29 protein-coding genes are annotated in these 22,685 nt (G+C 61.0%); 11 read left to right on the top strand and 18 right to left on the bottom strand.

Annotated elements, in window-relative coordinates; translation table 11 throughout:
* Positions 1–51 precede the first annotated feature (51 nt).
* Both HJB83_RS24840 and HJB83_RS24845 read right to left on the bottom strand, forming a co-directional pair.
* Positions 52–1,269 (bottom strand): LL-diaminopimelate aminotransferase, encoded by a 1,218-nt coding sequence (locus HJB83_RS24840; protein WP_207584010.1) that lies wholly within the window; start codon positions 1,267–1,269, stop codon positions 52–54.
* Positions 1,270–1,489: 220 nt separating this feature from the next.
* Positions 1,490–1,903, bottom strand: coding sequence for a hypothetical protein (locus HJB83_RS24845; RefSeq protein ID WP_207584009.1), 414 nt, complete (start codon positions 1,901–1,903; stop codon positions 1,490–1,492).
* A 146-nt stretch (positions 1,904–2,049) separates the two neighbouring features.
* On the opposite strand from HJB83_RS24845, the gene HJB83_RS24850 reads away from it, so the two are divergent.
* Both HJB83_RS24850 and HJB83_RS24855 read left to right on the top strand, forming a co-directional pair.
* A complete protein-coding gene (locus tag HJB83_RS24850) occupies positions 2,050–3,915 on the top strand; it encodes an alpha/beta hydrolase (RefSeq protein WP_221132692.1) in 1,866 nt (621 codons plus the stop codon).
* Positions 3,916–4,122: 207 nt separating this feature from the next.
* Positions 4,123–5,463 (top strand): DUF2778 domain-containing protein, encoded by a 1,341-nt coding sequence (locus tag HJB83_RS24855; RefSeq protein ID WP_221132656.1) that lies wholly within the window; start codon positions 4,123–4,125, stop codon positions 5,461–5,463.
* 40 nt (positions 5,464–5,503) lie between these two features.
* Here the strand turns inward: HJB83_RS24855 and HJB83_RS24860 are convergent, their stop codons facing one another.
* A complete protein-coding gene (locus HJB83_RS24860; protein ID WP_207584007.1) occupies positions 5,504–6,661 on the bottom strand; it encodes a pyridoxal phosphate-dependent aminotransferase in 1,158 nt (385 codons plus the stop codon).
* Here HJB83_RS24860 and HJB83_RS24865 point away from each other — a divergent pair.
* The 6 genes from HJB83_RS24865 to aat all read left to right on the top strand — a co-directional run bounded on the left by HJB83_RS24865 (position 6,620) and on the right by aat (position 10,694).
* Positions 6,620–6,766: a hypothetical protein gene (locus tag HJB83_RS24865; protein ID WP_207584409.1), complete on the top strand. Its 147-nt coding sequence runs from the start codon at positions 6,620–6,622 to the stop codon at positions 6,764–6,766. The two genes, HJB83_RS24860 and HJB83_RS24865, sit on opposite strands and share 42 nt — an antisense overlap.
* Before the next feature lie 104 nt (positions 6,767–6,870).
* Positions 6,871–7,629, top strand: coding sequence for a DsbA family protein (locus tag HJB83_RS24870; protein WP_207584006.1), 759 nt, complete (start codon positions 6,871–6,873; stop codon positions 7,627–7,629).
* 160 nt (positions 7,630–7,789) lie between these two features.
* Positions 7,790–8,227: a type II 3-dehydroquinate dehydratase gene (gene aroQ / locus HJB83_RS24875; RefSeq protein ID WP_007825196.1), complete on the top strand. Its 438-nt coding sequence runs from the start codon at positions 7,790–7,792 to the stop codon at positions 8,225–8,227.
* A 20-nt stretch (positions 8,228–8,247) separates the two neighbouring features.
* Positions 8,248–8,712: an acetyl-CoA carboxylase biotin carboxyl carrier protein gene (gene accB, locus HJB83_RS24880; protein WP_207584005.1), complete on the top strand. Its 465-nt coding sequence runs from the start codon at positions 8,248–8,250 to the stop codon at positions 8,710–8,712.
* A 4-nt stretch (positions 8,713–8,716) separates the two neighbouring features.
* Complete coding sequence (gene accC, locus HJB83_RS24885) at positions 8,717–10,072, top strand: acetyl-CoA carboxylase biotin carboxylase subunit (RefSeq protein WP_207584004.1); 1,356 nt, start codon at positions 8,717–8,719, stop codon at positions 10,070–10,072.
* Positions 10,073–10,079: 7 nt separating this feature from the next.
* Positions 10,080–10,694: a leucyl/phenylalanyl-tRNA--protein transferase gene (gene aat / locus HJB83_RS24890; protein ID WP_207584003.1), complete on the top strand. Its 615-nt coding sequence runs from the start codon at positions 10,080–10,082 to the stop codon at positions 10,692–10,694.
* A 58-nt stretch (positions 10,695–10,752) separates the two neighbouring features.
* Here aat and HJB83_RS24895 read toward each other — a convergent pair whose 3' ends face one another.
* From HJB83_RS24895 to gatB, 7 genes are all read right to left on the bottom strand, one after another.
* Positions 10,753–11,775: a helix-turn-helix transcriptional regulator gene (locus tag HJB83_RS24895; RefSeq protein ID WP_207584002.1), complete on the bottom strand. Its 1,023-nt coding sequence runs from the start codon at positions 11,773–11,775 to the stop codon at positions 10,753–10,755.
* A 9-nt stretch (positions 11,776–11,784) separates the two neighbouring features.
* Positions 11,785–11,976, bottom strand: a complete 192-nt coding sequence (locus tag HJB83_RS24900) for a hypothetical protein (RefSeq protein ID WP_221132657.1) — start codon at positions 11,974–11,976, stop codon at positions 11,785–11,787.
* A gap of 215 nt (positions 11,977–12,191) precedes the next feature.
* Positions 12,192–12,632 carry a DUF2155 domain-containing protein gene (locus HJB83_RS24905; RefSeq protein WP_164009333.1) on the bottom strand — a complete coding sequence of 147 codons (441 nt, stop codon included), beginning with the start codon at positions 12,630–12,632 and terminating at the stop codon, positions 12,192–12,194.
* A 114-nt stretch (positions 12,633–12,746) separates the two neighbouring features.
* The gene (locus tag HJB83_RS24910) at positions 12,747–13,145 is read right to left on the bottom strand and encodes an NADH:ubiquinone oxidoreductase subunit NDUFA12 (RefSeq protein WP_207584000.1); all 399 of its coding nucleotides are present in this window, start codon (positions 13,143–13,145) and stop codon (positions 12,747–12,749) included.
* Between the two features lie 103 nt (positions 13,146–13,248).
* Entirely contained in the window at positions 13,249–13,722 is a 474-nt protein-coding gene (locus tag HJB83_RS24915) for a GNAT family N-acetyltransferase (RefSeq protein ID WP_207583999.1), read from the bottom strand.
* Between the two features lie 4 nt (positions 13,723–13,726).
* Positions 13,727–14,230, bottom strand: a complete 504-nt coding sequence (locus HJB83_RS24920) for a GNAT family N-acetyltransferase (protein WP_207583998.1) — start codon at positions 14,228–14,230, stop codon at positions 13,727–13,729.
* 3 nt (positions 14,231–14,233) lie between these two features.
* Positions 14,234–15,736 carry an Asp-tRNA(Asn)/Glu-tRNA(Gln) amidotransferase subunit GatB gene (gene gatB / locus HJB83_RS24925; protein WP_221116332.1) on the bottom strand — a complete coding sequence of 501 codons (1,503 nt, stop codon included), beginning with the start codon at positions 15,734–15,736 and terminating at the stop codon, positions 14,234–14,236.
* 250 nt (positions 15,737–15,986) lie between these two features.
* Here gatB and HJB83_RS24930 point away from each other — a divergent pair, with 250 nt between their 5' ends.
* A complete protein-coding gene (locus HJB83_RS24930; protein WP_221116331.1) occupies positions 15,987–16,370 on the top strand; it encodes a VOC family protein in 384 nt (127 codons plus the stop codon).
* A gap of 25 nt (positions 16,371–16,395) precedes the next feature.
* On the opposite strand, the gene HJB83_RS24935 is transcribed toward HJB83_RS24930, so the two are convergent.
* Positions 16,396–16,905: a GNAT family N-acetyltransferase gene (locus HJB83_RS24935; protein WP_221116330.1), complete on the bottom strand. Its 510-nt coding sequence runs from the start codon at positions 16,903–16,905 to the stop codon at positions 16,396–16,398.
* 311 nt (positions 16,906–17,216) lie between these two features.
* Here HJB83_RS24935 and HJB83_RS24940 point away from each other — a divergent pair, with 311 nt between their 5' ends.
* Positions 17,217–17,474: a YjhX family toxin gene (locus HJB83_RS24940; protein WP_207583994.1), complete on the top strand. Its 258-nt coding sequence runs from the start codon at positions 17,217–17,219 to the stop codon at positions 17,472–17,474.
* A 51-nt stretch (positions 17,475–17,525) separates the two neighbouring features.
* On the opposite strand, the gene HJB83_RS24945 is transcribed toward HJB83_RS24940, so the two are convergent.
* From HJB83_RS24945 to HJB83_RS24960, 4 genes are all read right to left on the bottom strand, one after another.
* Positions 17,526–17,801: a hypothetical protein gene (locus tag HJB83_RS24945; RefSeq protein WP_207583993.1), complete on the bottom strand. Its 276-nt coding sequence runs from the start codon at positions 17,799–17,801 to the stop codon at positions 17,526–17,528.
* A 100-nt stretch (positions 17,802–17,901) separates the two neighbouring features.
* Positions 17,902–19,383, bottom strand: coding sequence for an Asp-tRNA(Asn)/Glu-tRNA(Gln) amidotransferase subunit GatA (gene gatA, locus HJB83_RS24950; protein ID WP_207583992.1), 1,482 nt, complete (start codon positions 19,381–19,383; stop codon positions 17,902–17,904).
* A 56-nt stretch (positions 19,384–19,439) separates the two neighbouring features.
* A complete protein-coding gene (gene gatC / locus HJB83_RS24955; protein WP_049734290.1) occupies positions 19,440–19,727 on the bottom strand; it encodes an Asp-tRNA(Asn)/Glu-tRNA(Gln) amidotransferase subunit GatC in 288 nt (95 codons plus the stop codon).
* A gap of 69 nt (positions 19,728–19,796) precedes the next feature.
* Positions 19,797–20,501, bottom strand: a complete 705-nt coding sequence (locus tag HJB83_RS24960) for a metal-dependent hydrolase (protein ID WP_207583991.1) — start codon at positions 20,499–20,501, stop codon at positions 19,797–19,799.
* Between the two features lie 228 nt (positions 20,502–20,729).
* On the opposite strand from HJB83_RS24960, the gene ruvX reads away from it, so the two are divergent.
* A complete protein-coding gene (gene ruvX, locus HJB83_RS24965) occupies positions 20,730–21,218 on the top strand; it encodes a Holliday junction resolvase RuvX (protein ID WP_207583990.1) in 489 nt (162 codons plus the stop codon).
* Here ruvX and HJB83_RS24970 read toward each other — a convergent pair.
* The 3 genes from HJB83_RS24970 to HJB83_RS24980 all read right to left on the bottom strand — a co-directional run bounded on the left by HJB83_RS24970 (position 21,161) and on the right by HJB83_RS24980 (position 22,445).
* Positions 21,161–21,487, bottom strand: a complete 327-nt coding sequence (locus HJB83_RS24970) for a DUF6105 family protein (protein ID WP_207583989.1) — start codon at positions 21,485–21,487, stop codon at positions 21,161–21,163. The genes ruvX and HJB83_RS24970 overlap by 58 nt on opposite strands.
* The gene (locus tag HJB83_RS24975) at positions 21,484–21,657 is read right to left on the bottom strand and encodes a hypothetical protein (RefSeq protein ID WP_207583988.1); all 174 of its coding nucleotides are present in this window, start codon (positions 21,655–21,657) and stop codon (positions 21,484–21,486) included. The genes HJB83_RS24970 and HJB83_RS24975 overlap by 4 nt, the downstream gene beginning before the upstream one ends.
* A gap of 128 nt (positions 21,658–21,785) precedes the next feature.
* The gene (locus tag HJB83_RS24980; protein WP_207584299.1) at positions 21,786–22,445 is read right to left on the bottom strand and encodes a TetR/AcrR family transcriptional regulator; all 660 of its coding nucleotides are present in this window, start codon (positions 22,443–22,445) and stop codon (positions 21,786–21,788) included.
* Positions 22,446–22,685 lie beyond the last annotated feature (240 nt).

Genomic DNA, 22,685 nt, shown 5'->3' on the forward strand with positions numbered 1-22,685 from the left:
TGAAATATCTGTGTGGCGGCAGCCGCGGGACGCGGCTGCCTTAGAGTTGGATTAGCGGTGCGCGTTCAGCGAAATGACGTTGTGCATCGTTTCGTCTGCCGTCGACATGAACTTCTTGATGTTGCGCGCAGCCTGGCGGATGCGGTGTTCATTCTCGACAAGCGCCAGACGAACGTAGTCGTCGCCCTGTTCGCCGAAGCCGATGCCCGGGGCAACGGCGACGTCAGCCTTCTCGACCAGCAGTTTGGAAAACTCGAGCGAACCGAGATGACGGAACTTTTCCGGGATCTTCGCCCAGGCGAACATGGTGGCAGCCGGCGGCGGTACGTCGAAGCCGGCCTTGCCGAAGCTTTCGACCATGACGTCGCGGCGACGTTTATAGACATTGCGAACCTCAGCAATGTCGGAGCCGTCGCCGTTCAGCGCATGCGTCGCCGCCACCTGGATCGGCGTGAAGGCGCCGTAATCGAGATAGGACTTGACGCGGGTGAGCGCCGCGATCAGCCGCTCGTTGCCGACGGCAAAGCCCATGCGCCAGCCGGGCATGGAGAAGGTCTTCGACATCGAGGTAAACTCGACCGTCATATCCATTGCACCCGGCACTTCGAGAACCGACGGCGGTGGGGCGCCGTCGAAATAGATTTCCGAATATGCAAGGTCGGAGAGCACGATGATGTCGTGCTTCTTGGCGAAGGCAATGACGTCCTTGTAGAAATCGAGCGTCGCGACAAGGGCCGTCGGGTTCGAGGGGTAGTTGAGGATCAGCGCCAAGGGCTTCGGGATCGAATGCCGGACCGCGCGCTCAAGCGGCGGGAAAAAGCTTTCGTCCGGCTCCACCGACATGGAGCGGATGACGCCGCCCGCCATCAGGAAGCCGAAGGCATGGATCGGATAGGTCGGGTTCGGGCAGAGGATGACGTCGCCCGGCGCGGTGATCGCCTGCGCCATGTTGGCAAAGCCTTCCTTGGAGCCCAAGGTAGCGACCACTTGCGTATCCGGGTTGAGCTTGACGCCGAAACGGCGGGCATAATAAGCGGCCTGAGCGCGGCGCAGCCCCGGAATGCCCTTGGAAGACGAATAACGGTGCGTGCGCGGATCCTGCACGACTTCGCACAGCTTGTCGACGATCGACTGAGGAGTGGGAAGGTCGGGGTTTCCCATGCCGAGATCGATGATATCGGCACCGCCCGCTCGCGCGCTTGCCTTCAAACGGTTGACCTGTTCGAAAACATAAGGCGGCAAACGCCGGACTTTGTGAAACTCTTCCATTTCATTCCCCATGGAAAGGCGGCTTTCGGGCCGCAGTCGAAGTTCGTTCCGTCTCCCGGCGGCTGCGACACGAACTTCAGAATCGCAGCGCCGTATTCATCAGACCCAAAACACGCGGCAAATCTTTGACGGAAAGGCCGCGTAACGCGCATTATCGGGAAAATCTTGTCTTCCGATCCATCCGGAAGGCTTTGCGTCCAAATTGCCTGAAAGGCAAGGTCTATTTGGAGATTTCGGAGAGCGTCTCCGGGCCGTGTTCGGCGGCGAGACGGCGCATTTCCGCGGCCTTGGCCTGATATTCGGCCTCCGAAATCGTGCCGGCCTTGCGCCGGGCGGCGAGTGCGGTCAACTGATGCTGCAGTTCGGCCGCCTGCTCGTCACTCATCTGGACGTTGGCGGCCGTCAGCGGCGCGCCGAAATTCGGATAGCCGTCCGGCGACTTTGCCAGGCCGCCTTCGACCGCATCGCCCTTGGTGGCCGGCATGACGACGGCGGTTGGCGCCGCTCGCTTGGCGGCGGCTGCGGCCTTCTGCTCAGCCGTCAGATTGCATCCGGCAAGAGCCATCGCCGCCGCGGCGCAGATCAATGCGGTGCGGTTGAAGGTTGCGATGCGCCGAATGCCGTTCTTCGTCATGCCTCAAAATCCAGTTCTGACTGCGTCGACTGTTAAATTTGTCGCAGCCACAAAGCAATAGCATGAGCCGGCGCGGGTGGAACTTGTTTTCTCGTTCAATCACGATGTACAACGATTGGATAAAAACAGTGCTGCCGCCGGAGGAAATGGTGACCGACAGCAAGCGGGAGAATAACGGCCAGAAGAATGGCGGCAAAGCCGGTTTCGATGCGACCGATCTCGATCCCTATCTGTTGAAGGATCCCGAGACCATGGCGATGAATTTCGCCCGGGCGCTCGAAAATCTCGGACAGGCCGCCTCGGCCTGGCTTGCGCCGCGCGAACGCGGCGAGATCAGCCAAACCGCCGTCGATCCGATGACCGACATGGTCAAGACGCTTTCCAAGGTCACCGAATACTGGATTGCCGATCCCCGCCGCACCTTCGAGGCGCAGACGCAGCTGATGTCCTCGTTCTTCGGCATCTGGATGCGCTCGATGCAGCGGATGCAAGCTACGCACATGCAGGGCGAGCCTCTGCATGCCGAGCCGGACACCCGCAAGGACAAGCGCTTCTCCGACGAAGACTGGCAGAAGAACCCGTTTTTCGATTTTCTGCGCCAGGTCTATTTCGTTACGACCGACTGGGCGGAAAAGCTGGTGTCGGAGACCGACGGACTCGACGAGCACACCAAGCACAAGGCCGGCTTCTACGTGAAGCAGATCACGGCAGCACTTTCGCCCAGCAACTTCATCGCCACCAATCCCCAGCTCTACCGCGAGACGATCGCAACCAGCGGCGAAAACCTGGTGCGGGGGATGAAGATGCTTGCCGAGGACATCGCTGCCGGAAACGGCGATCTTCGCCTTCGCCAGACCGACATGACGAAATTCGTCGTCGGCCGCGACATGGCGCTGACACCGGGCAAGGTGATCGCCCAAAACGACATCTGCCAGATCATCCAGTACGAGGCTTCGACCGAAACGGTGCTGAAGCGGCCGCTGCTGATCTGCCCGCCCTGGATCAACAAGTTTTATATTCTCGATCTCAACCCGCAGAAATCCTTCATCAAATGGTGTGTCGACCAGGGTCAGACCGCCTTCGTCATTTCCTGGGTCAACCCGGATGCGCGCCACGCCGATAAGGACTGGACGTCCTATGCCCGCGAGGGCATCGATTTCGCGCTCGAGACGATCGAGAAGGCGACCGGCGAAAAGGACGTCAACGCCGTCGGCTACTGCGTCGGCGGCACGCTGCTAGCGGCAACGCTGGCGCTGCATGCCAAGGAGAAGAACAAGCGCATCAAGACTGCGACGCTCTTTACCACCCAGGTCGATTTCACCCATGCCGGCGATCTCAAGGTCTTCGTCGACGAGGAGCAGCTGACAGCGCTTGAGGAGCATATGCAGGCGGCCGGCTATCTCGACGGCTCGAAGATGTCGATGGCCTTCAACATGCTGCGGGCTTCCGAGCTGATCTGGCCTTATTTCGTCAACAACTACCTCAAGGGCCAGGATCCCCTGCCCTTCGACCTGTTGTTCTGGAACGCCGATTCGACCCGCATGGCGGCGGCAAACCATGCCTTCTACCTGCGCAATTGCTATTTGAGGAATGCGCTGACGCAGAACGAGATGGTCCTCGACGGCAAGCCGGTGTCGCTGAAGGACGTCAAGATCCCGATCTATAATCTCGCCACCCGCGAGGATCACATAGCGCCTGCGAAGTCCGTCTTTCTCGGCAGCCAGTTTTTCGGCGGCAAGGTGGAATTCGTCGTCACCGGCTCGGGACATATCTCCGGCGTCGTCAACCCGCCCGACAAGAAGAAATATCAATTCTGGACGGGCGGCCCCGCCAAGGGCGAGTACGAGACCTGGCTCGAGCGGGCAACCGAGACACCTGGATCGTGGTGGCCGCACTGGCAGACCTGGATCGAGACCCATGACAGCAGGCGCGTGCCAGCGCGCAAACCGGGCGGCGATGCGCTGAATGCGATCGAAGAAGCCCCGGGAAGTTATGTGATGGAACGCGCCTGAGAAGGCCCAGCGCATCTCTTTTTGAGACGTCGCGAGAAACAGCGGCGCGGCGTAAATAAATTAGAAACCATAATTCGTCATCCTTGCGAGACAGTCGGAAGTCGCGAGTGGTCTAAATTCGGCCCACTTGCGCCTATACCGGCCCCGGCGAAGTGTAGTCAGTCAGTGCCGCCGGCCTGCGTAGCGAGTTTGAAAGACGAGTGTAGTATGGCGTTTGCGGTCGGGACGTTCGATGACGTCACCCCTCTTGGCGGATCTGCCTTTCGTTTGCGCGGATCTCGCGGCTTTCTTTACGGCGTCGTCGGCGCCGGATTTCTGACCTCCACATGGTTGATCGCGACCTTGGCGACAATGCACTCGGTGGCCGTGCCCGTTTCTCCGCCCGACAGATTCACGCAGGTGGCATCGGCGCCGAAGGCCAAACCGGCGACGCCCCACGAGCGGCTGATCCATGTCGGCAAGGCTGACCGGCTGGCCGCTTTCGATGCGAAGCCGAAGATCCCGCTGACGGCGAGCCTCATTCAATCCCACGCCGAAAAGACTGCCGCCGCCGTAACGGCACTGGCGGCACTTACAAAACACAATCGGCTTGTCATGGCTGCCGAGCAGCCAGTCGTGGCGGCAATTTCGGACAGCGCCAAGTTCCGCAAGGATGATGTGATCACGCAGGCGCCGGTCGATGTCGCCTCGGCAGCGACGGAAGAACACGACGGCGACCGGGTCATCATTCCCTCGAAGGAGGCCGTTGCTGCTGCCGAACTCCCGGCCCTTCTGGCACTTGCCGATGCCGGATCCCGGCAGATCGCACCGGCTCCGGTCGAACCATCAGCATCTCCGGTCCGCACCGCCGCAATTCCCGCCTCGGAACCCGCACCGGTGGCCGTTGCCGCCGCCGACGACGCGCCGCCTTTCGATCTGGTGCTGACGCCCGACGAAGACTCCGTGCCGCTGCCGATGGCGCGTCCCGACGGCCTTATCGGCAAGCCGGCGCCGGTCGCCAAGGGTTCGCAGCGCGCCGGCGAACCTGCACTTGCCTACGCCCAGCCAAACTCGCCGATCGAGGACGACAAGGACGATGCAGTGCCACGCTACGACAAGCCGGTCTTCTCGCCGAAGCTGCGCGCCGGTGTGGCGATCTACGACATCGAGAACAGCACCGTCTATCTGCCGAACGGCGAGAGGCTGGAAGCCCATTCCGGTCTCGGCAAGATGCGCGACAACCCGCGTTTCGTGAATAAGAAGATGCACGGGCCGACGCCGCCGCACACCTATGCCCTCACCATGCGCGAGAGCCTTTTCCATGGTGTCGAGGCGCTGCGGCTGACCCCGCTCGAAGGCGCGGACGCCATCTATGACCGTGTCGGCCTGTTGGCCCACACCTACATGCTCGGCAAAAACGGTGATTCCAACGGCTGCGTCTCCTTCAAGGACTACCGCCGTTTCCTCGCCGCCTACAAGCGCGGTGACATCAAGCAGCTCGTGGTGGTGCCACGGCTGAACAACAAGCCCGCTTCGACGCTCGCCTCGCTGTTTTCATCGCGCAGCTAAGCAATAGGAGAGCGCGCAGCCGCTGGCGTGCCCGCGGGCGCTATTTCAACCAGGTTGCGATTCGCTCCACCGCCTCGGCGATCTCGGCTTCCGAGCCCGCATAAGACAGACGCAGGGTTCGATGTCCTTCCAGCGGATCGAAGTCGAGGCCGGGTGTTGCGGCGACGTCGATTTCCGCGAGCATGCGCTTGGCAAAACCCATGCTGTCATTGGTGAAGCGGGTGACGTCGAGATAGGCGTAGAAGGCGCCGTCCATCGGTGACGCGATCGCAAGGCCGATCTCCGGCAGGCGGCGCATCAGCAAGTCGCGGTTGGCGGCATAGCTCGCCTTATAAAGATCGAGTTCGTCGCCGGCACCGAGCGCGGCCGTGGCGGCGATCTGGGAAAGTTCGGGCGGAGAGATATAAAGGCTTTGCGCCACCCGCTCGATCGGCCGCACCAGGCGCTCCGGCAGCACCATCCAGCCGATTCGCCAGCCGGTCATGCAGTAATATTTGGAGAAGGAGTTGATGACGATCGCCTCGTCGGTCAGCTCCAGCGCGCTGGCCTCCTCGCCGGCGAAGGTCAGCCCGTGATAGATTTCATCGGAGATGAAGGCGATGGAATGGGCCGCGCAGTAGTCCGCGAGCGCTTTCAGCCCATCGCGAGCGGTCACCGTGCCGGTCGGGTTGGCGGGGCTTGCGAGCAGCACGCCTTTCAGCGTCACGCCGCTTTCCTTCTGCGCCGCCTCGAGGCTCTCAGGCGTCAGGGTGAAGTGGGTCTCGGCCGTTACCGGCACTTCGACAACCTTCAAGCCAAGCGCGCCGAGGATATTGCGATATGCGGGATAACCAGGCCTTGCGATCGCCACAGCATCGCCGGCATCGAAGAGCGACAGGAAGGCGAGGTTGAAGCCGGCCGAGGAACCGGTGGTGATGGCGATCCGCTTGGGATCGATCTCCAGGCCGTGGCGATCCTTATAGTGCCGGGCAAGTGCCGATTTCAGCAGCGCCGTTCCCAGCGCATCGGTATAACCGATCCGGCCTTCGGCAAGAGCTGCGCGCGCTGCTTCAAGGGCAGCCTGAGGGGCGGGATGCGAGGGCTGACCGACCGCCATCGAGATAACGGGCTGGCCGGCCGCCCGCCTTTTCGTCGCCTCCGCCAGGACGTCCATGGCATGAAATGGCTCGACTTCGCTGCGTTTCGATATGGAAAACAAGATCGCTTCTCGCTCGGCTACTTCACTGACGGCCTGACAATTGCCGCATTAATCGGCTCATCACAATCCCGCGAGGGTCACGCTGGGATGAAAATTCCTGTTTGAGCAGAACACAACGCACCGTACCTTGACGCGACGCACTCAAGTCCATAACCCGGCGACGGTCTTTTCGACAGAGAGACGACCACATCGCCGTTGACGAGGATATCATGGCCTTTCTTCCGAAAACCTTCACCGCACTGGCACTTGCCGCATCGATCGCCCTTCCGTTTCCGGCGGCAGCGCTCGACGACCAGCAGAAGAAGGAGTTCGGCGAATTCATCAAGCAATACCTGATCGAGAATCCCGAGATCATGCTCGATGTTCAGGATGCGCTGCAGAAGAAGCAGGAAGCCCAGCGGCTGGTGAAGGCCAATATGGCGATCGACGAGAACACGGCCGCGATCTTCGATTCGAAGAACGACGTCACCCTCGGCAATCCCAAGGGCGATGTCACCGTCGTCGAATTCTTCGATTACAATTGCAGCTACTGCCGTCACGCGCTTCCCGACATGCAGGCGATGCTCAAGAAGGACAAGAACGTTCGTTTCGTGCTCAAGGAGTTTCCGATCCTCGGGCCGGATTCGGTCGCAGCCCACAAGGTGGCCGACGCCTTCCGCAAGCTGGCGCCGGAGAAATATGCCGATTTCCATGTCGCGCTTCTCGGCGCCGAAGGCCGCGCCTCCGACGAAACGGCGATCGCGGTTGCAGCTTCGCTCGGCGTCAGCGAGAACAAGATTCGCGCCGAGATGGCAAAGAGCCCGAATGATGGTGTCGTCCAGGCGACCTACCAGCTCGCCTCCAGTCTCGGCATCAGCGGCACGCCGTCCTATGTGATCGGCAACGAACTGGTGCCGGGCGCCGTCGGGCTCGACGATCTCGAAGCCAAGGTCAAGAATATGCGCAGCTGCGGCAAGACCGCCTGCTGAGCAAGTGAGCCGCCAGCCGGCCGCCCATCAAATCGCCAAAATCGAAGCGTTTCAACCATGTGGACAAATGTGGCGTGATTCCGCTGGCCAATCCATAAGGGCTTTCATTCAGCCTTCACGGAGTCTATAGGTTGCCGTCGTACATTTTACGGAACATTCGATGACGCAAACGATTTTCGTCCTGAACGGCCCCAACCTGAACATGCTGGGCAAACGAGAGCCCGGCATTTATGGTGGCAAGACGCTGAAGGACATCGAAGCGGACTGCAAGGCCGCCGGCCGCGAACTCGGCTTCGACATCGATTTCCGTCAGAGCAATCACGAAGGTACGCTTGTGGACTGGTTCCATGAGGCCGACGAAAAGGCCGTCGGCGTTGCCATCAACGCAGGCGCCTATACGCATACTTCGGTCGCGCTGCATGATGCGATCCGCGCTATTTCCATTCCCGTCATTGAACTCCACATATCCAACGTTCATGCGCGGGAAGAATTCCGCCATAAGTCGATGATTGCGCCGGCATGCAAGGGCGTGATTTGCGGCTTCGGGCCTCATAGCTACATCCTGGCGCTTCATGCGCTGAAGAACATCACGGCATAAGAATAAGACAGGGCAACACCATGGCTGAAAAGAAATCGGGTATCGATCAGGCACTGATCCGCGATCTCGCCAATATCCTCAACGAGACGGATCTGACGGAGATCGAGGTCGAGCAGGACGACCTGCGCATTCGCGTTTCGCGTGCAGGCACGCCGCAATATGTCCAGGCGCCGATCGCAGCGCCTGCCTATGCCGCAGCCGCCGCTCCGGCAGCAGCAACTGCGCCGGCCGCCGCTCCCGCCCGCAATCCCGCCAATGTCGTCAGTGCGCCGATGGTCGGCACCGTCTACATGGCGCCGGCTCCCGGCGCGCGTGCCTTCATCGAAGTCGGCGCGACAGTCAAGGAAGGCCAGACGCTGATCATCATCGAAGCGATGAAAACGATGAACCAGATCCCCTCGCCGAAGTCGGGCAAGGTGACCGAGATCCTCGTCGATGACGGACATCCCGTCGAATACGGCCAAGCCCTCGTCGTCATCGAATAGGCCCATGCCCATGATTTCGAAAATCCTCATCGCCAATCGCGGGGAAATCGCCCTTCGCGTGCTTCGGGCCTGCAAGGAGCTCGGCATCGCCTGCGTCGTGGTTCATTCCACCGCCGACGCCGATGCCATGCATGTGCGGCTTGCCGACGAAAGTGTCTGCATCGGCCCGCCCTCCTCGCGCGAGAGCTATCTCAATATCCACCAGATCGTCGCCGCCTGCGAGATCACCGGCGCCGACGCCGTGCATCCGGGCTACGGCTTTCTGTCGGAGAATGCCAAGTTCGCCGATATTCTCGAAGCCCACGGCATCACCTTCATCGGGCCGACGGCGGATCATATCCGCATCATGGGCGACAAGATCACCGCCAAGACGACGGCGCTGGAACTCGGCATTCCCGTCGTTCCGGGCTCGGACGGCGAAGTGAAGACCGAAGAGGATGCGCTGAAGACGGCTGCTGAAATCGGCTATCCCGTGCTGATCAAGGCAACGGCCGGCGGCGGCGGACGCGGCATGAAGGTCGCCAAGAGCGAGGCCGACGTGATCGAGGCCTGGTCGACGGCGCGCACCGAAGCGGCGGCCGCCTTCGGCAACGATGCCGTCTATATGGAAAAATATCTCGGCAAGCCGCGGCACATCGAAATCCAGGTGTTCGGCGACGGCGAAGGCAATGCCATTCATCTTGGCGAGCGCGACTGCTCGCTGCAGCGGCGACACCAGAAGGTCTGGGAAGAGGCGAATTCGCCGGCGCTCAACGTCGAGCAGCGGATGAAGATCGGCCAGGTCTGCGCCGACGCCATGAAGAAGCTGAAATATCGCGGCGCCGGCACGATCGAATTCCTCTACGAGAATGGCGAGTTCTATTTCATCGAAATGAACACCCGCCTGCAGGTGGAGCATCCGATCACGGAAGCGATCACTGGCATCGACCTCGTGCACGAGCAGATCCGCGTCGCCTCCGGCGGCGGTCTTTCGGTGACCCAGGATGAAGTGCATTTTTCCGGTCATGCCATCGAATGCCGCATCAATGCCGAGCACCCGCGCACCTTCGTGCCCTCGCCCGGCACGATCACGCATTTTCACGCTCCGGGTGGTCTCGGCGTACGCATCGATTCCGGTGCCTATCAGGGCTACAAGATCCCGCCTTATTACGACAGCCTCATCGGCAAGCTGATCGTGCACGGCCGCACGCGCGTCGAATGCATGATGCGGCTGCGCCGAGCACTCGACGAATTCGTCGTCGACGGCATCAATACGACGCTGCCGCTGTTCCAGGATCTCGTCTCCAACCAGGATATCGCCAACGGCGACTACGACATCCACTGGCTGGAAGACTACCTCGCCAACACACCGGCGGCATAGGGCGGGAATGGCAGGATCGCGCAGGAAGTCACCAGGCATCACTCCTGAAATCCTCCTGCGCGCCTATTCCATCGGCCTCTTCCCGATGGCCGAATCCGCCGACGACCCGGAAATTTTCTGGGTCGAGCCGGAATTGCGCGGCGTGCTGCCGTTCGACGATTTCCACGTGTCGAAGAGCCTTGCCAAGACGGTGCGCCGAAAACCCTTCGAGATCCGTTTCGATTACGCTTTCGATCAGGTGATCGCGGCTTGCGCGGAAGAGACCTCCGGGCGCCCGAGCACCTGGATCAACAGAACGATCAGATCCCTTTACTCGACGCTGTTCGACATGGGCCATGCCCATACCGTCGAAGCCTGGGACGGTGATGATCTGGTCGGCGGTCTCTATGGCGTCTCGCTGGGCTCGGCCTTCTTCGGCGAAAGCATGTTTTCGCGGCGAACGGATGCCTCGAAAATCTGCCTCGTGCATCTGGTCGAGCGGCTGCGGGAAAAAGGTTTCACCCTGCTCGATACACAGTTCACCACCGAACACCTGAAGACGTTCGGAGCGATAGACGTTCCGAAGGCCGATTATGCCAATATGCTTGCCACGGCGATGGAGTCGCCACACATTAAGTTTTAAGCTCCGAAAGATCAGGCGCCGGCGGTTAGCCGGATGCCGCGGCGCCCGGCAGTCGAGTTTATTTGCTCGGAGTCCCGGCGCTCAACAGCGCCCGGACCAATGCCGCCTGGCTGCGGACGCCTGTTTTGTCGAAGATGCGCTGCAACTGGGTGCGCAACGTGTTGACACTGACCCCAAGCTGATCGGAGGCGGCGGCGAGGTCGTGGCCATCGACGATCAGGCGAGCAAGCCGGGTCTGCGCCGGCGAGAGGCCGAAGACCTCCCGCGCGCTCGCAATCCGACGCACCACCGTCTCGGCGTCGTCGAAGGAAACCAGCGCCTTGCCGTCCTCGAGCAGGACCCAGCAGTAGAGCGGAATCCCCGCCGCGTCCTCGCCGAGCGCCACCGACCAGGCCTGCTTCGGCGCGATGTTCAAAGGTCTCTGGCTCTGCAACTCATGGAATGCCAGGCGCACCGCCTCGCGCAGCGCGACGTCGCGATCACGCCGCCGGGCGCGCAAGCGGCCGGCAGCGGCGACGAGCCCCGGATGGCCGCGAATCCGTTCCCGCGCCAGCCGGTTCGTCCAGAGGATTTTTGCATCCGCGTCGACCTCGATCAGCGAGCATCTCGCCTCCTCGACGCTGCTCTCCATCATTACCATGCAGCCGATCTTCCAGGCGCCGCCGATCCGGTGAAGTATCCGCAGTTGGCGCTTGCGATCCTCGCCGGTGTCGCTGCCGATCTGATCGAAGGTCACCCAGGCCATGTTGGCGTCAACGACGATGTTGACTTTTTCCCAGCGGACGCGCCCCTCGAAGGCGTGTTTCTCCGGGAATCGCTCCACGATCTTCTTGATCCGCGCCGCGATCGGGTCCCAACCTTCGTCCACCCGGACGCCCAGCGAGGCGAAGGCTTCCATCCGCCGGGTCTGCGGCGACTGCATCCAATGGCTCGCCAGCGCCTCGAAGTCCCGCTGCAGCCAGGCCTCGGTTTCGGCGCGGATCACCGCCATGATCGACGCCCGGTCAGCCTCGCTGTCGTCCATCTCCCGTTCCCCAGTGACAAGGGATCGCAGCATAGCATGATCGGTCTGTCTGACCATGACGACGCCTCATGCCTTGATGACGCCAACCAGAAACAGCGTCACGCCGGCGGTCGTTGCGATCAGGCCGAGTAACCGAAGCCCCAAGGGCGGCGGCAGGGTGATCTGATTTCGGTAGTATCGGCCCTCGGCCGCGGCGTCCATCTGTGTGGGGCGGCGGTGGTTCGGCATGTGAGCAGCGACGAGACTCTGAAGATCCATTTGATGCCTCCTGGTTCGGGGCTTCATCTGAAACATTCTCGCACGCATCCGAGCCGTACCCTGTCATGCAGGCGGACGACATCGGGCTCAGAAGATCACGCTTGCCGCTGGGCCTCCCTTTGCACGAAGTAAGGAAATCGAAGACGTCATTGCGATCGTCACGAAGCACCTGCAGTTCGACGAAGGGAAGGTCTGGCGCGTTGGCGGGACGCTTTTTAGCGGGCTGTCGCCTTGGTGCCGTCAGGAGCCGGGACGTCCGAGTTTGCCTTGCAGTCCTTCAGCCAGACGTCGTAGATCGGGTGTTCGACGGCGTTAAGGCCCGGGCTGGCGGCGAACATCCAGCCGGTGAAGATGCGGCGGATCTTGCGGTCGAGGGTGATCTCGTCGACCTCGACGAAACCGTCGATCTTCTGTGCTTCGGCCTGGTCGCGCGAATAACAGGCCTTCGGCGTCACCTGCAGCGCGCCGAACTGAACCGTCTCGTTGACATAGACGTCGAAGGTGGTGATACGGCCGGTGATCTTGTCGAGGCCGGAGAAGACGGCTACCGGATTTTCGATGCGTGCGGCATTCGCCGCAACTGGCGGAAGCAAGGCCGAGAGCGCCAGCAGCGATCCGGCGGCACGCAGCACCCTGTTCCGCGTGAAGAGCTTCATGTGTACCCGTCTCCAGACATTCTTCGTTCGCAGCCGCGGTCAAGCGCGGCCAACCTGCGGGTAAAGGTCAATTGTGGCCAAAAGCCGGGTTTGGGATTGCCCGGTCGAGCCGTCTCAGTTGCCCGGCGTCCAGGCGTCGTAATCGCCGGTGACGCGGGGACGCTCACCCGGAACGGCGATTGAGCCTGGCGGACGGTAAGCCTGCGCAGAACCGGTGAAATTGGGGCGATGCGCCTTCTGCCATTCCTTGGCGACGTAGGTCTCCTTGGACGGCGGAACATCGGTGCGATGATGCATCCAGCCATGCCAGCCCGGTGGAATGGCGGAGGCATCGGCATAACCCTTGTAGATTACCCAACGCTTCGGCAGGCCGTAGGAAGACATGCCGCCTTCGTAATAGACGTTGCCGAATTCATCCTCGCCGACGCGCTTGCCGAAACGCCAGGTCGCAAAACGCGTGCCCATCGTCTGACCGTTCCACCAGGTAAAGGTCTGAACCAGAAGATTCCACATGTCTTTTCCTTGTGCCCGTCAGATGCGAGCCAAACCAGAATTCGTTTTCTCGCTTATGCCGTCGCCAAGCCGAATTGTCCAGCGATTCCACGACAAGCACCGGTCATTTCAAAGCCATCTTGAAGCCGAGATGCGAGGGCTTGAAACCCAGTCTTTCATAGAAACGATGGGCATCCTTGCGGATCGCATTCGAGGTCAACTGCACCAATCGCACGCCGCGGCCTTTTGCCTCGGCAATGGCGAATTCGATCATCCGTGCGCCGATCCCCTGCCCGCGCATATCGGCCCGGGCCTGCACCGCCTCGATGATCATCGCCGAGGAACCGCGGCCGGTCAGCGAGGTCGTCACCATCATCTGGAAGGTGCCCACGACCTCACCGCCGCACTCCGCGACATAAAGCGCCTGGTCGGGCGAAGCCTCGATGGCTGCGAAGGCCCTGAGATAATCGGCAAAGGCGTCGGGATCGATCGTATCGCCATGACCACCGAGCGCATCGGCTGCGAATAGAGCCACCAGAGCCGGCAGATCCTGCGGCCGCGCTTGGCGAACGACAATGTCGGACAACGCGGACGCCATGGACTCAATTCCCTTCGAGCGGTTTTTCGAAAATCAGCGTGGGAATGCCGGATTGCCCGGCCCCGCCATTCTCGTTGCGTCCAACCTCGGTGAAGCCGTGCGCGTGATAGAAGGCGATCGCTGCCACGTTCTGCGGCTCGACTTCGAGACGCATGATTTCCGCATCCGGGAAGCAGCTTTCGAGTTCGGCGAAGAGATCGCGGCCGATGCCCTGGCGTTGCAGCGCCGGCCTGACATAGAGAAGATGCAGCATGACTGTCTTCGCCAGCTCAGGCGACATCGCCGCATACCCCATGCCGCCGATAGTGCGGCCATCGTCGGCAACGAGGAATTCAGCGTCCTTTCGCACCAGGCGCGTCTTCAGTGCGGCGAGAGAAAAGAGCTGGGTGGTGAGCTCATCCACCCTGGCCCTGCCATGCAGACCGTCATAGGTGGCGTGAAAGCTCTCTACCAGCAGGACGCGGACCTTTTCCAAGTCACGCTCGCCGGCCGTGCGGACGAAATACACCGCTTATTCCTCGATGCCGAGCTTCGCCTTGACGAGCGCCTGGACGGCCTGCGGATTGGCCTTGCCACCGGTCGCCTTCATCACCTGGCCGACGAACCATGCGGCCAGGGTCGGCTTCGCCTTGACCTTTTCCACCTGATCGGGATTGGCGGCAATGATCTCGTCCACGGCCTTTTCGATCGCGCCTGTATCCGTCACCTGCTTCATGCCGCGCGCTTCGACGATCTCGGCGGGATCGCCGCCCTCGCTCAGCACGATTTCGAAGAGGTCCTTGGCGATCTTGCCGGAAATGGTTCCAGCCTTGATGAGATCGATGATGGCGCCGAGCTGGACCGGCGAAACCGGTGTCTGCTCGATATCCTTGCCGGTGCGGTTCAGCGCGCCGAGCAGGTCGTTGATCACCCAGTTTGCCGCCATCTTGCCGTCACGGCCTGCAGCCACCGCCTCGAAATAATCGGCGATCGCCTTTTCGGAGACGAGCACCGAGGCGTCATAGATCGACAGACCGAGTTCGCGCACGAAGCGCTCCTTCTTGTCGTCAGGCAATTCCGGCAGATCGGCTGCGAGCGCGGTGACGAAGGCATCGTCGAATTCGAGCGGTAGCAGGTCCGGATCGGGGAAATAGCGATAGTCGTGCGCATCCTCCTTGGAGCGCATGGAGCGCGTCTCGCCCTTGTTTGGGTCGAAGAGCCGCGTCTCCTGATCGATCTTGCCGCCATCCTCCAGAATACCGATCTGACGGCGGGCTTCGTATTCGATCGCCTGGCCAATGAAACGGATGGAGTTGACGTTCTTGATTTCGCAGCGCGTGCCGAAATCTTCGCCCGGACGGCGGACGGAGACGTTGACGTCGGCACGCATCGAACCTTCGTCCATGTTGCCGTCGCAAGTGCCGAGATAACGCACGATCGAGCGCAGCTTGGTCATATAGGCCTTGGCCTCGTCGGACGAGCGCATGTCGGGCTTGGAGACGATCTCCATCAGCGCGACGCCGGAGCGGTTCAGATCGACATAGGACATGGTCGCGTGCTGGTCGTGCATCGACTTGCCGGCATCCTGCTCCAGATGCAGGCGCTCGATGCCGATCTCGATATCCTCGAACTGGCCCTGGCGGTCCGGCCCGAGCGAAATGACGATCTTGCCCTCGCCGACGATCGGATCCTTGAACTGCGAGATCTGATAGCCCTGCGGCAGGTCGGGATAGAAATAGTTCTTGCGGTCGAAGAGCGAGCGCTTGTTGATCTGGGCTTTGAGGCCGAGACCGGTGCGCACGGCCTGCCTGACGCATTCCTCGTTGATGACCGGCAGCATGCCGGGCATGGCGGCATCGACCAGCGAGACATTCGAATTCTGCGGCTTGCCGAATTCCGTCGAGGCGCCGGAGAAGAGCTTCGAATTGGAGAGCACCTGGGCATGGACTTCCAAGCCGACGATGACTTCCCAGTCGCCGGTGGCGCCGGGGATGAAGCGTTTCGGATCAGGCGTGCGGACGTCGACAAGGGTCATCTGATACTCTTTGCAGGCTGTTCTTTTCCATTCGTGAGGTAAAGGAAATGGCGTGCCGGTGCAAGGCTTTCGCGGAATCGCATGGCAGTTGCCGCCGGCCGCTTCTGCCCGCAGAGAAAGGCCGCTTTGCACCAGGAGCGGCCATGCATTTCATGGACACGAACCGATGGACAAGAGTTTCGACCGCCCCGATTGTCGATACCATAGTGATCTCTATCTTCAGTAAAAATACCTTGGACCGAAAGCTCCCATGGGAAGACTGAAGGAAATCGTGGTTGATTGCGACGTCCCCTCACGGGTTGCTCGTTTCTGGGCGGCTGCGCTCGATGGTTATGAAGTGATGCCTTATGACGATGATGAGTTGGCCCGCCTCGCCGCGATAGGACTGACGCCCGACACGGACCCGACCGTGATGGTCGATGGTCCCGGAACACGCCTTTGCTTCCACCTTCGCCAAGGAGAACGTCCAGCCCGCAACCGTGTTCATCTCGATATCGCCGCTGACGATCGGGAGAAAGAAGTGAAACGGCTCTTATCCCTCGGCGCGACATTGGTGCGCGAGACGGATGCTTACTGCGTATTGAATGATCCCGAAGGCAATAATTTTTGCGTCACGTCCGATTATCTGCCATAGGCTTAACCGCATCCGGCGGCATTTGTCAGAATTCCTGCCCGTATCCGCCCTTACCGTCCGAAACCAGCGTTTTCGTCAGCCCGACCGAGGGCACGTCGCGGTCGAGCTTCGGATTATAGGCGACCGAGAGCCAGTGGATGCTGTAGCCGTGTTTCCGGAAGAAGCCGATCGCCTCGTTGTTGCCGGAATGGGTCTGCATCGCCGCCTTCTCGAAACCTCGATCAGCGATCTCCTTTTCGATCCGCTCAAGGAGGGCGGAGCCCAGCCCCTGGCGGGCGAAGACGGGATCGATCCAGAAATCCGAGATGGTTTCGTCCAAACCCTCGCGCGCCGCCCAGCCTGCGACCTGGCCATTCTGCTCGACGACGGTGATGGTCAGCCAGTCGTTTTCCACGAAGTTGCGAAAGGCGTTGCGGGCTGCATCGATCATCGCGTGCGATTCGCCGATCGCCGCCATCGCCTTTTGCCAGGCCCTCAGCCCGATCTCGCTCAATAGCACCGCTTCGCCGTCGCGGGCATTGCGAATGTGGATCAACGACACCTCCGCGTTATCCCGCAACTAGACCATTGAGTCGCCGAATTTACCAGTACCCCCCTGGGGGATGATGGCTGGAAACTGCGGTACTCGACCGGTTTGATCGGCAAGCACGGTCTTGACCGCCATTTCCGCGCTGAATAAAAAACCTTATCGAGGTGTTTTATGTTGAGCCTGTCACAGACCCGGTAAAGGCCCTGCCCGCAAGTCCGCTTGCGCGCAAGGGCCCGAAAAAAACGAAGCCCTGACGTTCGAAAGAGCGCCAGATCGTTTTTGTGCGCCCTGCAGGGCGCGATACCGGATCTCAACACATGGACATTTCCCGCACGGAGCAGCGCATCCTGCATCTCATGGCCCAAGGCGGCCGCATCGAAATTTCTCGCGACGACGACAGAAAGATCGAGGCAGTCAGCTGCTTCACCCGCGACGGCTGGCTCTATCCCGGCGTCGATCTCGATCTCTTTCGCAGGCTGAAGCGGCTGAGAGCGATCAAGTCCTCCAGCGGCCAGCCCTACCGGATCACCGAAAGAGGACTGAGCTTGGTCAGGGCGCAATTGAACAACAGGTAATGCACTCAGCCACCCTGACTACGCTCGAACCGGCGCGGTCAGGGTGTCGTCTCAAGCCTTTGCGGAAAGTTCCGACCGCATCGCCGACCATTCGTCGGCCATCGTGCCCGTGCCGCGCGTCTTGCCGGCTCGGCGATACCAGTAATCGGCATTCCAGTCGTCGCCCTCGATGCGATGACAAAGCGCATGGCCCCAGTCGAACGGCTGTTGACCTTCGTGGCGCTGGCAGATTTCGTGTACCGCCTGCCAATCCGCGCCCATGGTGAAACCGGCGGCAGCAAGACTGTCGATTGCCTCGATCAATCGCGCAAGATCAATGCTCGCCATAAGCTCCTCCTGGTTCCCGTTATCGATCAGCCAGCCGCTTCTTAAGATGCACCTTTTCGAGGTCGACGCCGCTCGTGGAAGAGCCGGATCGTTGGATTCGTTACCACCACTTCGCCGGCGTAAACCGGCCGGCTGCCTGCTCGATGACGTGGGCGGTCTTGAAAAGGGTTTCCTCGTCGAACGGCTTGCCGATCAGTTGCAGCCCGAGCGGCAGGCCCTTCTGGTCGACGCCAGCGGGCACGGCGATGCCCGGCAGGCCCGCCATGTTGACCGTCACCGTGAAGATGTCGTTCAGATACATCTTCACCGGATCGGAAGCGAGGTTCTCATCGGCGACGCCGAAGGCAGACGACGGTGTTGCCGGTGTCAGGATGGCATCGACGCCGGCGTCGAAGGCGAGTTCGAAATCGCGCTTGATCAGCGTCCGGACCTTCTGGGCGCGGATGTAATAGGCATCGTAATAACCGGCCGACAACACATAAGTGCCGATCATGATGCGGCGCTTGACTTCCTTGCCGAAGCCGGCGGCGCGCGTCTTCTCGTACATGTCGACGATATCCTTGCCGTCGACGCGCAAGCCGTACCGGACGCCGTCGTAGCGCGCCAGGTTCGAGGATGCCTCGGCGGGAGCGACGATGTAATAGGCCGGAAGGGCGTATTTGGTGTGCGGCAGCGAGATGTCGACGATTTCGGCGCCGGCATCCTTCAGCCAGGCGATGCCCTGGCGCCAGAGGGTCTCGATTTCCTCAGGCATGCCATCGACACGGTATTCGTTCGGAATGCCGATCCTCATGCCCTTCAGCGACTGGCCGAGAGCTGCCTCGTAATCCGGCACCGGCAGATCGACCGAGGTCGTGTCCTTGGCGTCGACGCTTGCCATCGACTTCAAAAGGATTGCGGCGTCGCGCACGTCGCGGGCGATCGGGCCCGCCTGGTCGAGCGAGGAGGCGAAGGCGACCGTGCCCCAGCGCGAGCAGCGGCCATAGGTCGGCTTGATGCCGACGGTGCCGGTGAAAGCGGCCGGCTGGCGGATCGAGCCGCCGGTATCGGTCGCGGTGGCGCCGGCGCAAAGATGCGCGGCGACGGCTGCTGCTGAGCCGCCGGAGGAGCCGCCCGGAACGAGCTGCTGGTTGGAGCCCGCAGCACGCCAGGGATTGATCACCGGGCCGTAGTGCGAGGTTTCGTTGGACGAACCCATGGCGAATTCGTCCATATTAAGCTTGCCCAGCATGACGGCGCCGTCATCCCAGAGGTTCTGCGTGACGGTCGATTCATAACGCGGCTCGAAACCGTCGAGAATGTGGCTGCAAGCCTGGGTGTGCACACCGACGGTGGCGAAAAGATCCTTGATGCCGAGCGGAATGCCCTCGAGATCGCCTGCCTTGCCGGCAGCGATACGCTCGTCGGAGTTCTTCGCCATGACCCGGGCGAGATCGGGCGTGACCTTTATATAGGCATTCAGATGAGCATTGGCCGCATCGATCGCCGAGATATAGGCCTCGGTCAGTTCGAGTGCGGTGATCTCCTTGGCGCGCAGCTTCTGGCGGGCTTCGGCAATGGTCAGGCTGGTGAGTTCGCTCATCGTATTTTCGCTTCAGATCTGGAAATGGCAACAGGGTCGGAAAGAGGCGTTGAGCCCTATTCGACGACTTTCGGCACCAGGAAAAAATTGTGGTCGGTGACGGGCGCATTGGCGACGATATCGGCGGCCTTGCTGCCGTCGGTCACCGCATCGGTCCGCTTCTTCATCGCCATCGGGGTGACGGATGTCATCGCCTCGACGCCATCGACATTGACTTCGGAGAGTTGCTCGACGAAGCCGAGGATGCCGTTCAGCTCGCCGACCATGCGATTTGCCTCGTCTTCGGAGACGGCAATGCGGGCAAGGTGGGCAACGCGCTTCACGGTGGCAAGGTCGACGGACATGGCATTCTCCGGATAGGATTTTTCCTACCCGCTATAAAGGCCATGTCCGCCCGGTGCAACGGGATTTCGTCAGATCGACAGGCTCTCGGCGGGCTTCAGCGCCTTCACATCAGTCTCCGATCCTTCCATGCCGGCAACGAATTTATCGGCCGTCTGCTCGATGATCGGGAAGGTACCGTAGTGGCAAGGGATCGCGGTCTTGAAGCTGAAATAGCGCCGGCAGGCAAGGGCTGCCACGGCGCCGCCCATGGTGAAGCGGTCGCCAATCGGCACGAGGCCGATATCGGGCTGGTGCAATTCATTGATCAGCGCCATGTCGGAGAAGATGTCGGTGTCGCCCATGGCAAGGATCGAGGCTTCGTCGTCGAAATGCAGCATCAGGCCGTTGGCGTTGCCGAGCGCATGCGAGACGCCGTCCTCGGTGATATGCGCGGAGGAGTGCAGCGCATTGGTGAAGGTCGCCGAGAAGCCGCCGAGCGCGATCGTGCCGCCGGTATTGCCCATCTCGATCTTGTCGACGCCCCTGGAGCCGAGCCAGGCGGCGAGATCGGCATTGGCGAGAACGACGGCGCCGGTTTCCTTGGCAAGCGCCACGGTATCGCCGACATGGTCGCCATGGCCATGCGTCAGCAGGATATGGGTGACGCCTGCCGAAACATCCTTGATATCCTGGCCGGAAAAGGAGGCGTTATAGCTGAGGAATGGGTCGAGCAGGATTTTCGCCTTTCCAGTCTCGATGCGGAAGGCGGAATGGCCGAGCCAGGTGATCTTCATGAAATGTCTCCTTTATTACGCAATGCAAAAGCGGGTTTCGATGGGAAATCCGGATGATCTTGGCCGGATCGGCCTCAATCTCAATCCGCATCTCAATCAGGGAATTGGAGCATGACGTCGTCCGAAAACCGTTCACACTTTTCGGCATCATGCTCTAAGGACATATCTTATGCGGCCGCAAAGAAAAGCAGCGGCGACTTCAATTTCTTTTGACGGGATGAAATGGCGATGACGGTGCTGACGATCGAGGAAATGGCCGAGACGCTTGCCCCGCGGCAGGCGATTGCCGGCCTCGATCTCGGCACCAAGACGATCGGGCTTTCGATGTCCGATCTCGGGCGGCGTTTCGCCACGCCCCGCACGCTGATCCGGCGCGTTAAGTTCACCATCGATGCCCAGGCGCTGCTGGATTTCGCGGCAGCGGAAAAGGTCGCAGGCTTCGTCATCGGCCTGCCGATGAATATGGACGGATCGGTGGGTCCGCGGGTGCAGGCAACGCGCGCCTTCGTGCGTAACATGGAGCAGAAGACAGCCCTGCCCTTCGTCTATTGGGACGAACGGTTATCGACGGTGGCGGCCGAGAGGACGCTGCTTGAAATGGACGTGTCGCGCGCCAAGCGGGCCGAACGGATCGATTCGGCCGCGGCAAGCTTTATCCTTCAGGGCGCGCTCGACAGGCTTTCCTTGCTGGCAAGGTCGGAAGACGAATTCAGCTGACGCGCCTTCCACCAGGCAATGATCGATTGGCGTTTCCGGAAGCCCATGATGGCGAAGACGACAAGGCTGTCGACTGCGATCGCGCGGGCAACGAGCGGCGGGATGCTCTCCGGCGGAATTCCCAATACCTCGCCATACAGCTGGAACGTCAGGTCATGCACCTGCCGCGTCAACATGAAAATGCCGAAGCTCATGTCGTAATAAGAGAGCCAGTACCATCCGCCCAGAAAGACGATAGGGCCGGCCCAGAAGACCAGAAACCACCTCATGCGGCCTCTCCTCCATGCTTGCGCGAGACGGGCAGATCGAGGGAGACCAACCAGGTCGACAATGCCATGGCGCAAAGCACCAGCGTCGGAATTGCGATATCCAGCGCCAGCACTGCGAAAAACATCATCGCCGTTACGAAAAACAAGGCTTTGGCGATTTTGGTTCCCATGGCGTCAACTCGGGGCTCTACTCATTCCATCTCTGCTCGCCACCACACTGTCGGGTTAACTGCGGCCAGGCAACGTAAACCATTTGTTAAGGTTAACGCGGCAGCCGCCCCTGTGGATAAGACAGGTATTAGCCGTAGACGCCGCGCACGACGCGCTTCAGCGCCATCGCCGCCTTCTCCCAATCCTTTGATGTCTTCAGCGACAGACCGGCGCACTGCCCGCCGGCCGAGGCGGCAAGCACGAGGTGCTGGATCGCAGCGATGACGACGGCGTTGACGGCTGTTGCATCGACGCCCTTCGGCGGCGTCAGCGAGCCGCGCATGCGCTCCAGCCAGAGAGCCAGCGCCTTCGAACGCGCTTCCGACAGCCGCCTCACCTGCTCGGTGTTTTCCGATATTTCCCAGGCGAGGATGCGGCGCATCAGCGGATCGTTTCTCAAGGCGTCGAGAAGGAGAAGCGACAGCCGCTCCATCAGGTCGCCATAGGTGAGCAGGAACATGCCGCCGGCGTCTTCCGGAATGCGATCCTTCACCCATGTGCCAAGATCGGCGCCGATCGCCTCGACCAGTCCGTCGAGACCACCGTAATAGCGATAGATCAACTGCTTGTCGCAACCGGCGCGGCGCGCGACCGCATTGATGCCGAAATTCTGGAAGCCTTCCTCGGCCAGCAGGCCTTTGGCGCCGGCAAGGATTGCCCGCTCGGTGGCGCCGCGATCACGCACGCGTCGTTCCGGCTCGCCGCCGGGCTCGGACGAAATTTCAAATTTTGCCGCTTCATCAAGCACGACCGACCCTTCCCCGCTGTCACCAATCGGTGAGTAGCGGGGCGGCATCATCCGATCAATCCTATCCCCTTGGGAAGACTGTGGATATTCCATCCCGGCCAATGATTTGGGGAGAAAAGGATGCAGAAGACTGCATACCGGAGCGATCGGATCTGCTCAGAAATCTCGTCCGGGCGGTTGATCGCGATGGACGAACCCGGCATAGCTGCATTATGAACAATTCTAATATTCTCCGCTAAG

The organism is Rhizobium sp. NZLR11 (assembly GCF_019685115.1).
GTDB lineage: Bacteria > Pseudomonadota > Alphaproteobacteria > Rhizobiales > Rhizobiaceae > Rhizobium.

What these genes read in the sequence shown, in the direction of transcription:
- HJB83_RS24840 (WP_207584010.1), bottom strand. Translation starts at nt 1,269, where the DNA reads ATGGAAGAGTTTCACAAAGTCCGGCGTTTGCCGCCTTATGTTTTCGAA.
- HJB83_RS24845 (WP_207584009.1), bottom strand. Translation starts at nt 1,903, where the DNA reads ATGACGAAGAACGGCATTCGGCGCATCGCAACCTTCAACCGCACCGCA.
- HJB83_RS24850 (WP_221132692.1), top strand. Translation starts at nt 2,050, where the DNA reads ATGGTGACCGACAGCAAGCGGGAGAATAACGGCCAGAAGAATGGCGGC.
- HJB83_RS24855 (WP_221132656.1), top strand. Translation starts at nt 4,123, where the DNA reads ATGGCGTTTGCGGTCGGGACGTTCGATGACGTCACCCCTCTTGGCGGA.
- HJB83_RS24865 (WP_207584409.1), top strand. Translation starts at nt 6,620, where the DNA reads ATGAAATGGCTCGACTTCGCTGCGTTTCGATATGGAAAACAAGATCGC.
- HJB83_RS24870 (WP_207584006.1), top strand. Translation starts at nt 6,871, where the DNA reads ATGGCCTTTCTTCCGAAAACCTTCACCGCACTGGCACTTGCCGCATCG.
- aroQ (WP_007825196.1), top strand. Translation starts at nt 7,790, where the DNA reads ATGACGCAAACGATTTTCGTCCTGAACGGCCCCAACCTGAACATGCTG.
- accB (WP_207584005.1), top strand. Translation starts at nt 8,248, where the DNA reads ATGGCTGAAAAGAAATCGGGTATCGATCAGGCACTGATCCGCGATCTC.
- accC (WP_207584004.1), top strand. Translation starts at nt 8,717, where the DNA reads ATGCCCATGATTTCGAAAATCCTCATCGCCAATCGCGGGGAAATCGCC.
- aat (WP_207584003.1), top strand. Translation starts at nt 10,080, where the DNA reads ATGGCAGGATCGCGCAGGAAGTCACCAGGCATCACTCCTGAAATCCTC.
- HJB83_RS24895 (WP_207584002.1), bottom strand. Translation starts at nt 11,775, where the DNA reads ATGGTCAGACAGACCGATCATGCTATGCTGCGATCCCTTGTCACTGGG.
- HJB83_RS24900 (WP_221132657.1), bottom strand. Translation starts at nt 11,976, where the DNA reads ATGGATCTTCAGAGTCTCGTCGCTGCTCACATGCCGAACCACCGCCGC.
- HJB83_RS24905 (WP_164009333.1), bottom strand. Translation starts at nt 12,632, where the DNA reads ATGAAGCTCTTCACGCGGAACAGGGTGCTGCGTGCCGCCGGATCGCTG.
- HJB83_RS24910 (WP_207584000.1), bottom strand. Translation starts at nt 13,145, where the DNA reads ATGTGGAATCTTCTGGTTCAGACCTTTACCTGGTGGAACGGTCAGACG.
- HJB83_RS24915 (WP_207583999.1), bottom strand. Translation starts at nt 13,722, where the DNA reads ATGGCGTCCGCGTTGTCCGACATTGTCGTTCGCCAAGCGCGGCCGCAG.
- gatB (WP_221116332.1), bottom strand. Translation starts at nt 15,736, where the DNA reads ATGACCCTTGTCGACGTCCGCACGCCTGATCCGAAACGCTTCATCCCC.
- HJB83_RS24930 (WP_221116331.1), top strand. Translation starts at nt 15,987, where the DNA reads ATGGGAAGACTGAAGGAAATCGTGGTTGATTGCGACGTCCCCTCACGG.
- HJB83_RS24940 (WP_207583994.1), top strand. Translation starts at nt 17,217, where the DNA reads ATGGACATTTCCCGCACGGAGCAGCGCATCCTGCATCTCATGGCCCAA.
- HJB83_RS24945 (WP_207583993.1), bottom strand. Translation starts at nt 17,801, where the DNA reads ATGGCGAGCATTGATCTTGCGCGATTGATCGAGGCAATCGACAGTCTT.
- gatA (WP_207583992.1), bottom strand. Translation starts at nt 19,383, where the DNA reads ATGAGCGAACTCACCAGCCTGACCATTGCCGAAGCCCGCCAGAAGCTG.
- gatC (WP_049734290.1), bottom strand. Translation starts at nt 19,727, where the DNA reads ATGTCCGTCGACCTTGCCACCGTGAAGCGCGTTGCCCACCTTGCCCGC.
- HJB83_RS24960 (WP_207583991.1), bottom strand. Translation starts at nt 20,501, where the DNA reads ATGAAGATCACCTGGCTCGGCCATTCCGCCTTCCGCATCGAGACTGGA.
- ruvX (WP_207583990.1), top strand. Translation starts at nt 20,730, where the DNA reads ATGACGGTGCTGACGATCGAGGAAATGGCCGAGACGCTTGCCCCGCGG.
- HJB83_RS24970 (WP_207583989.1), bottom strand. Translation starts at nt 21,487, where the DNA reads ATGAGGTGGTTTCTGGTCTTCTGGGCCGGCCCTATCGTCTTTCTGGGC.
- HJB83_RS24975 (WP_207583988.1), bottom strand. Translation starts at nt 21,657, where the DNA reads ATGGGAACCAAAATCGCCAAAGCCTTGTTTTTCGTAACGGCGATGATG.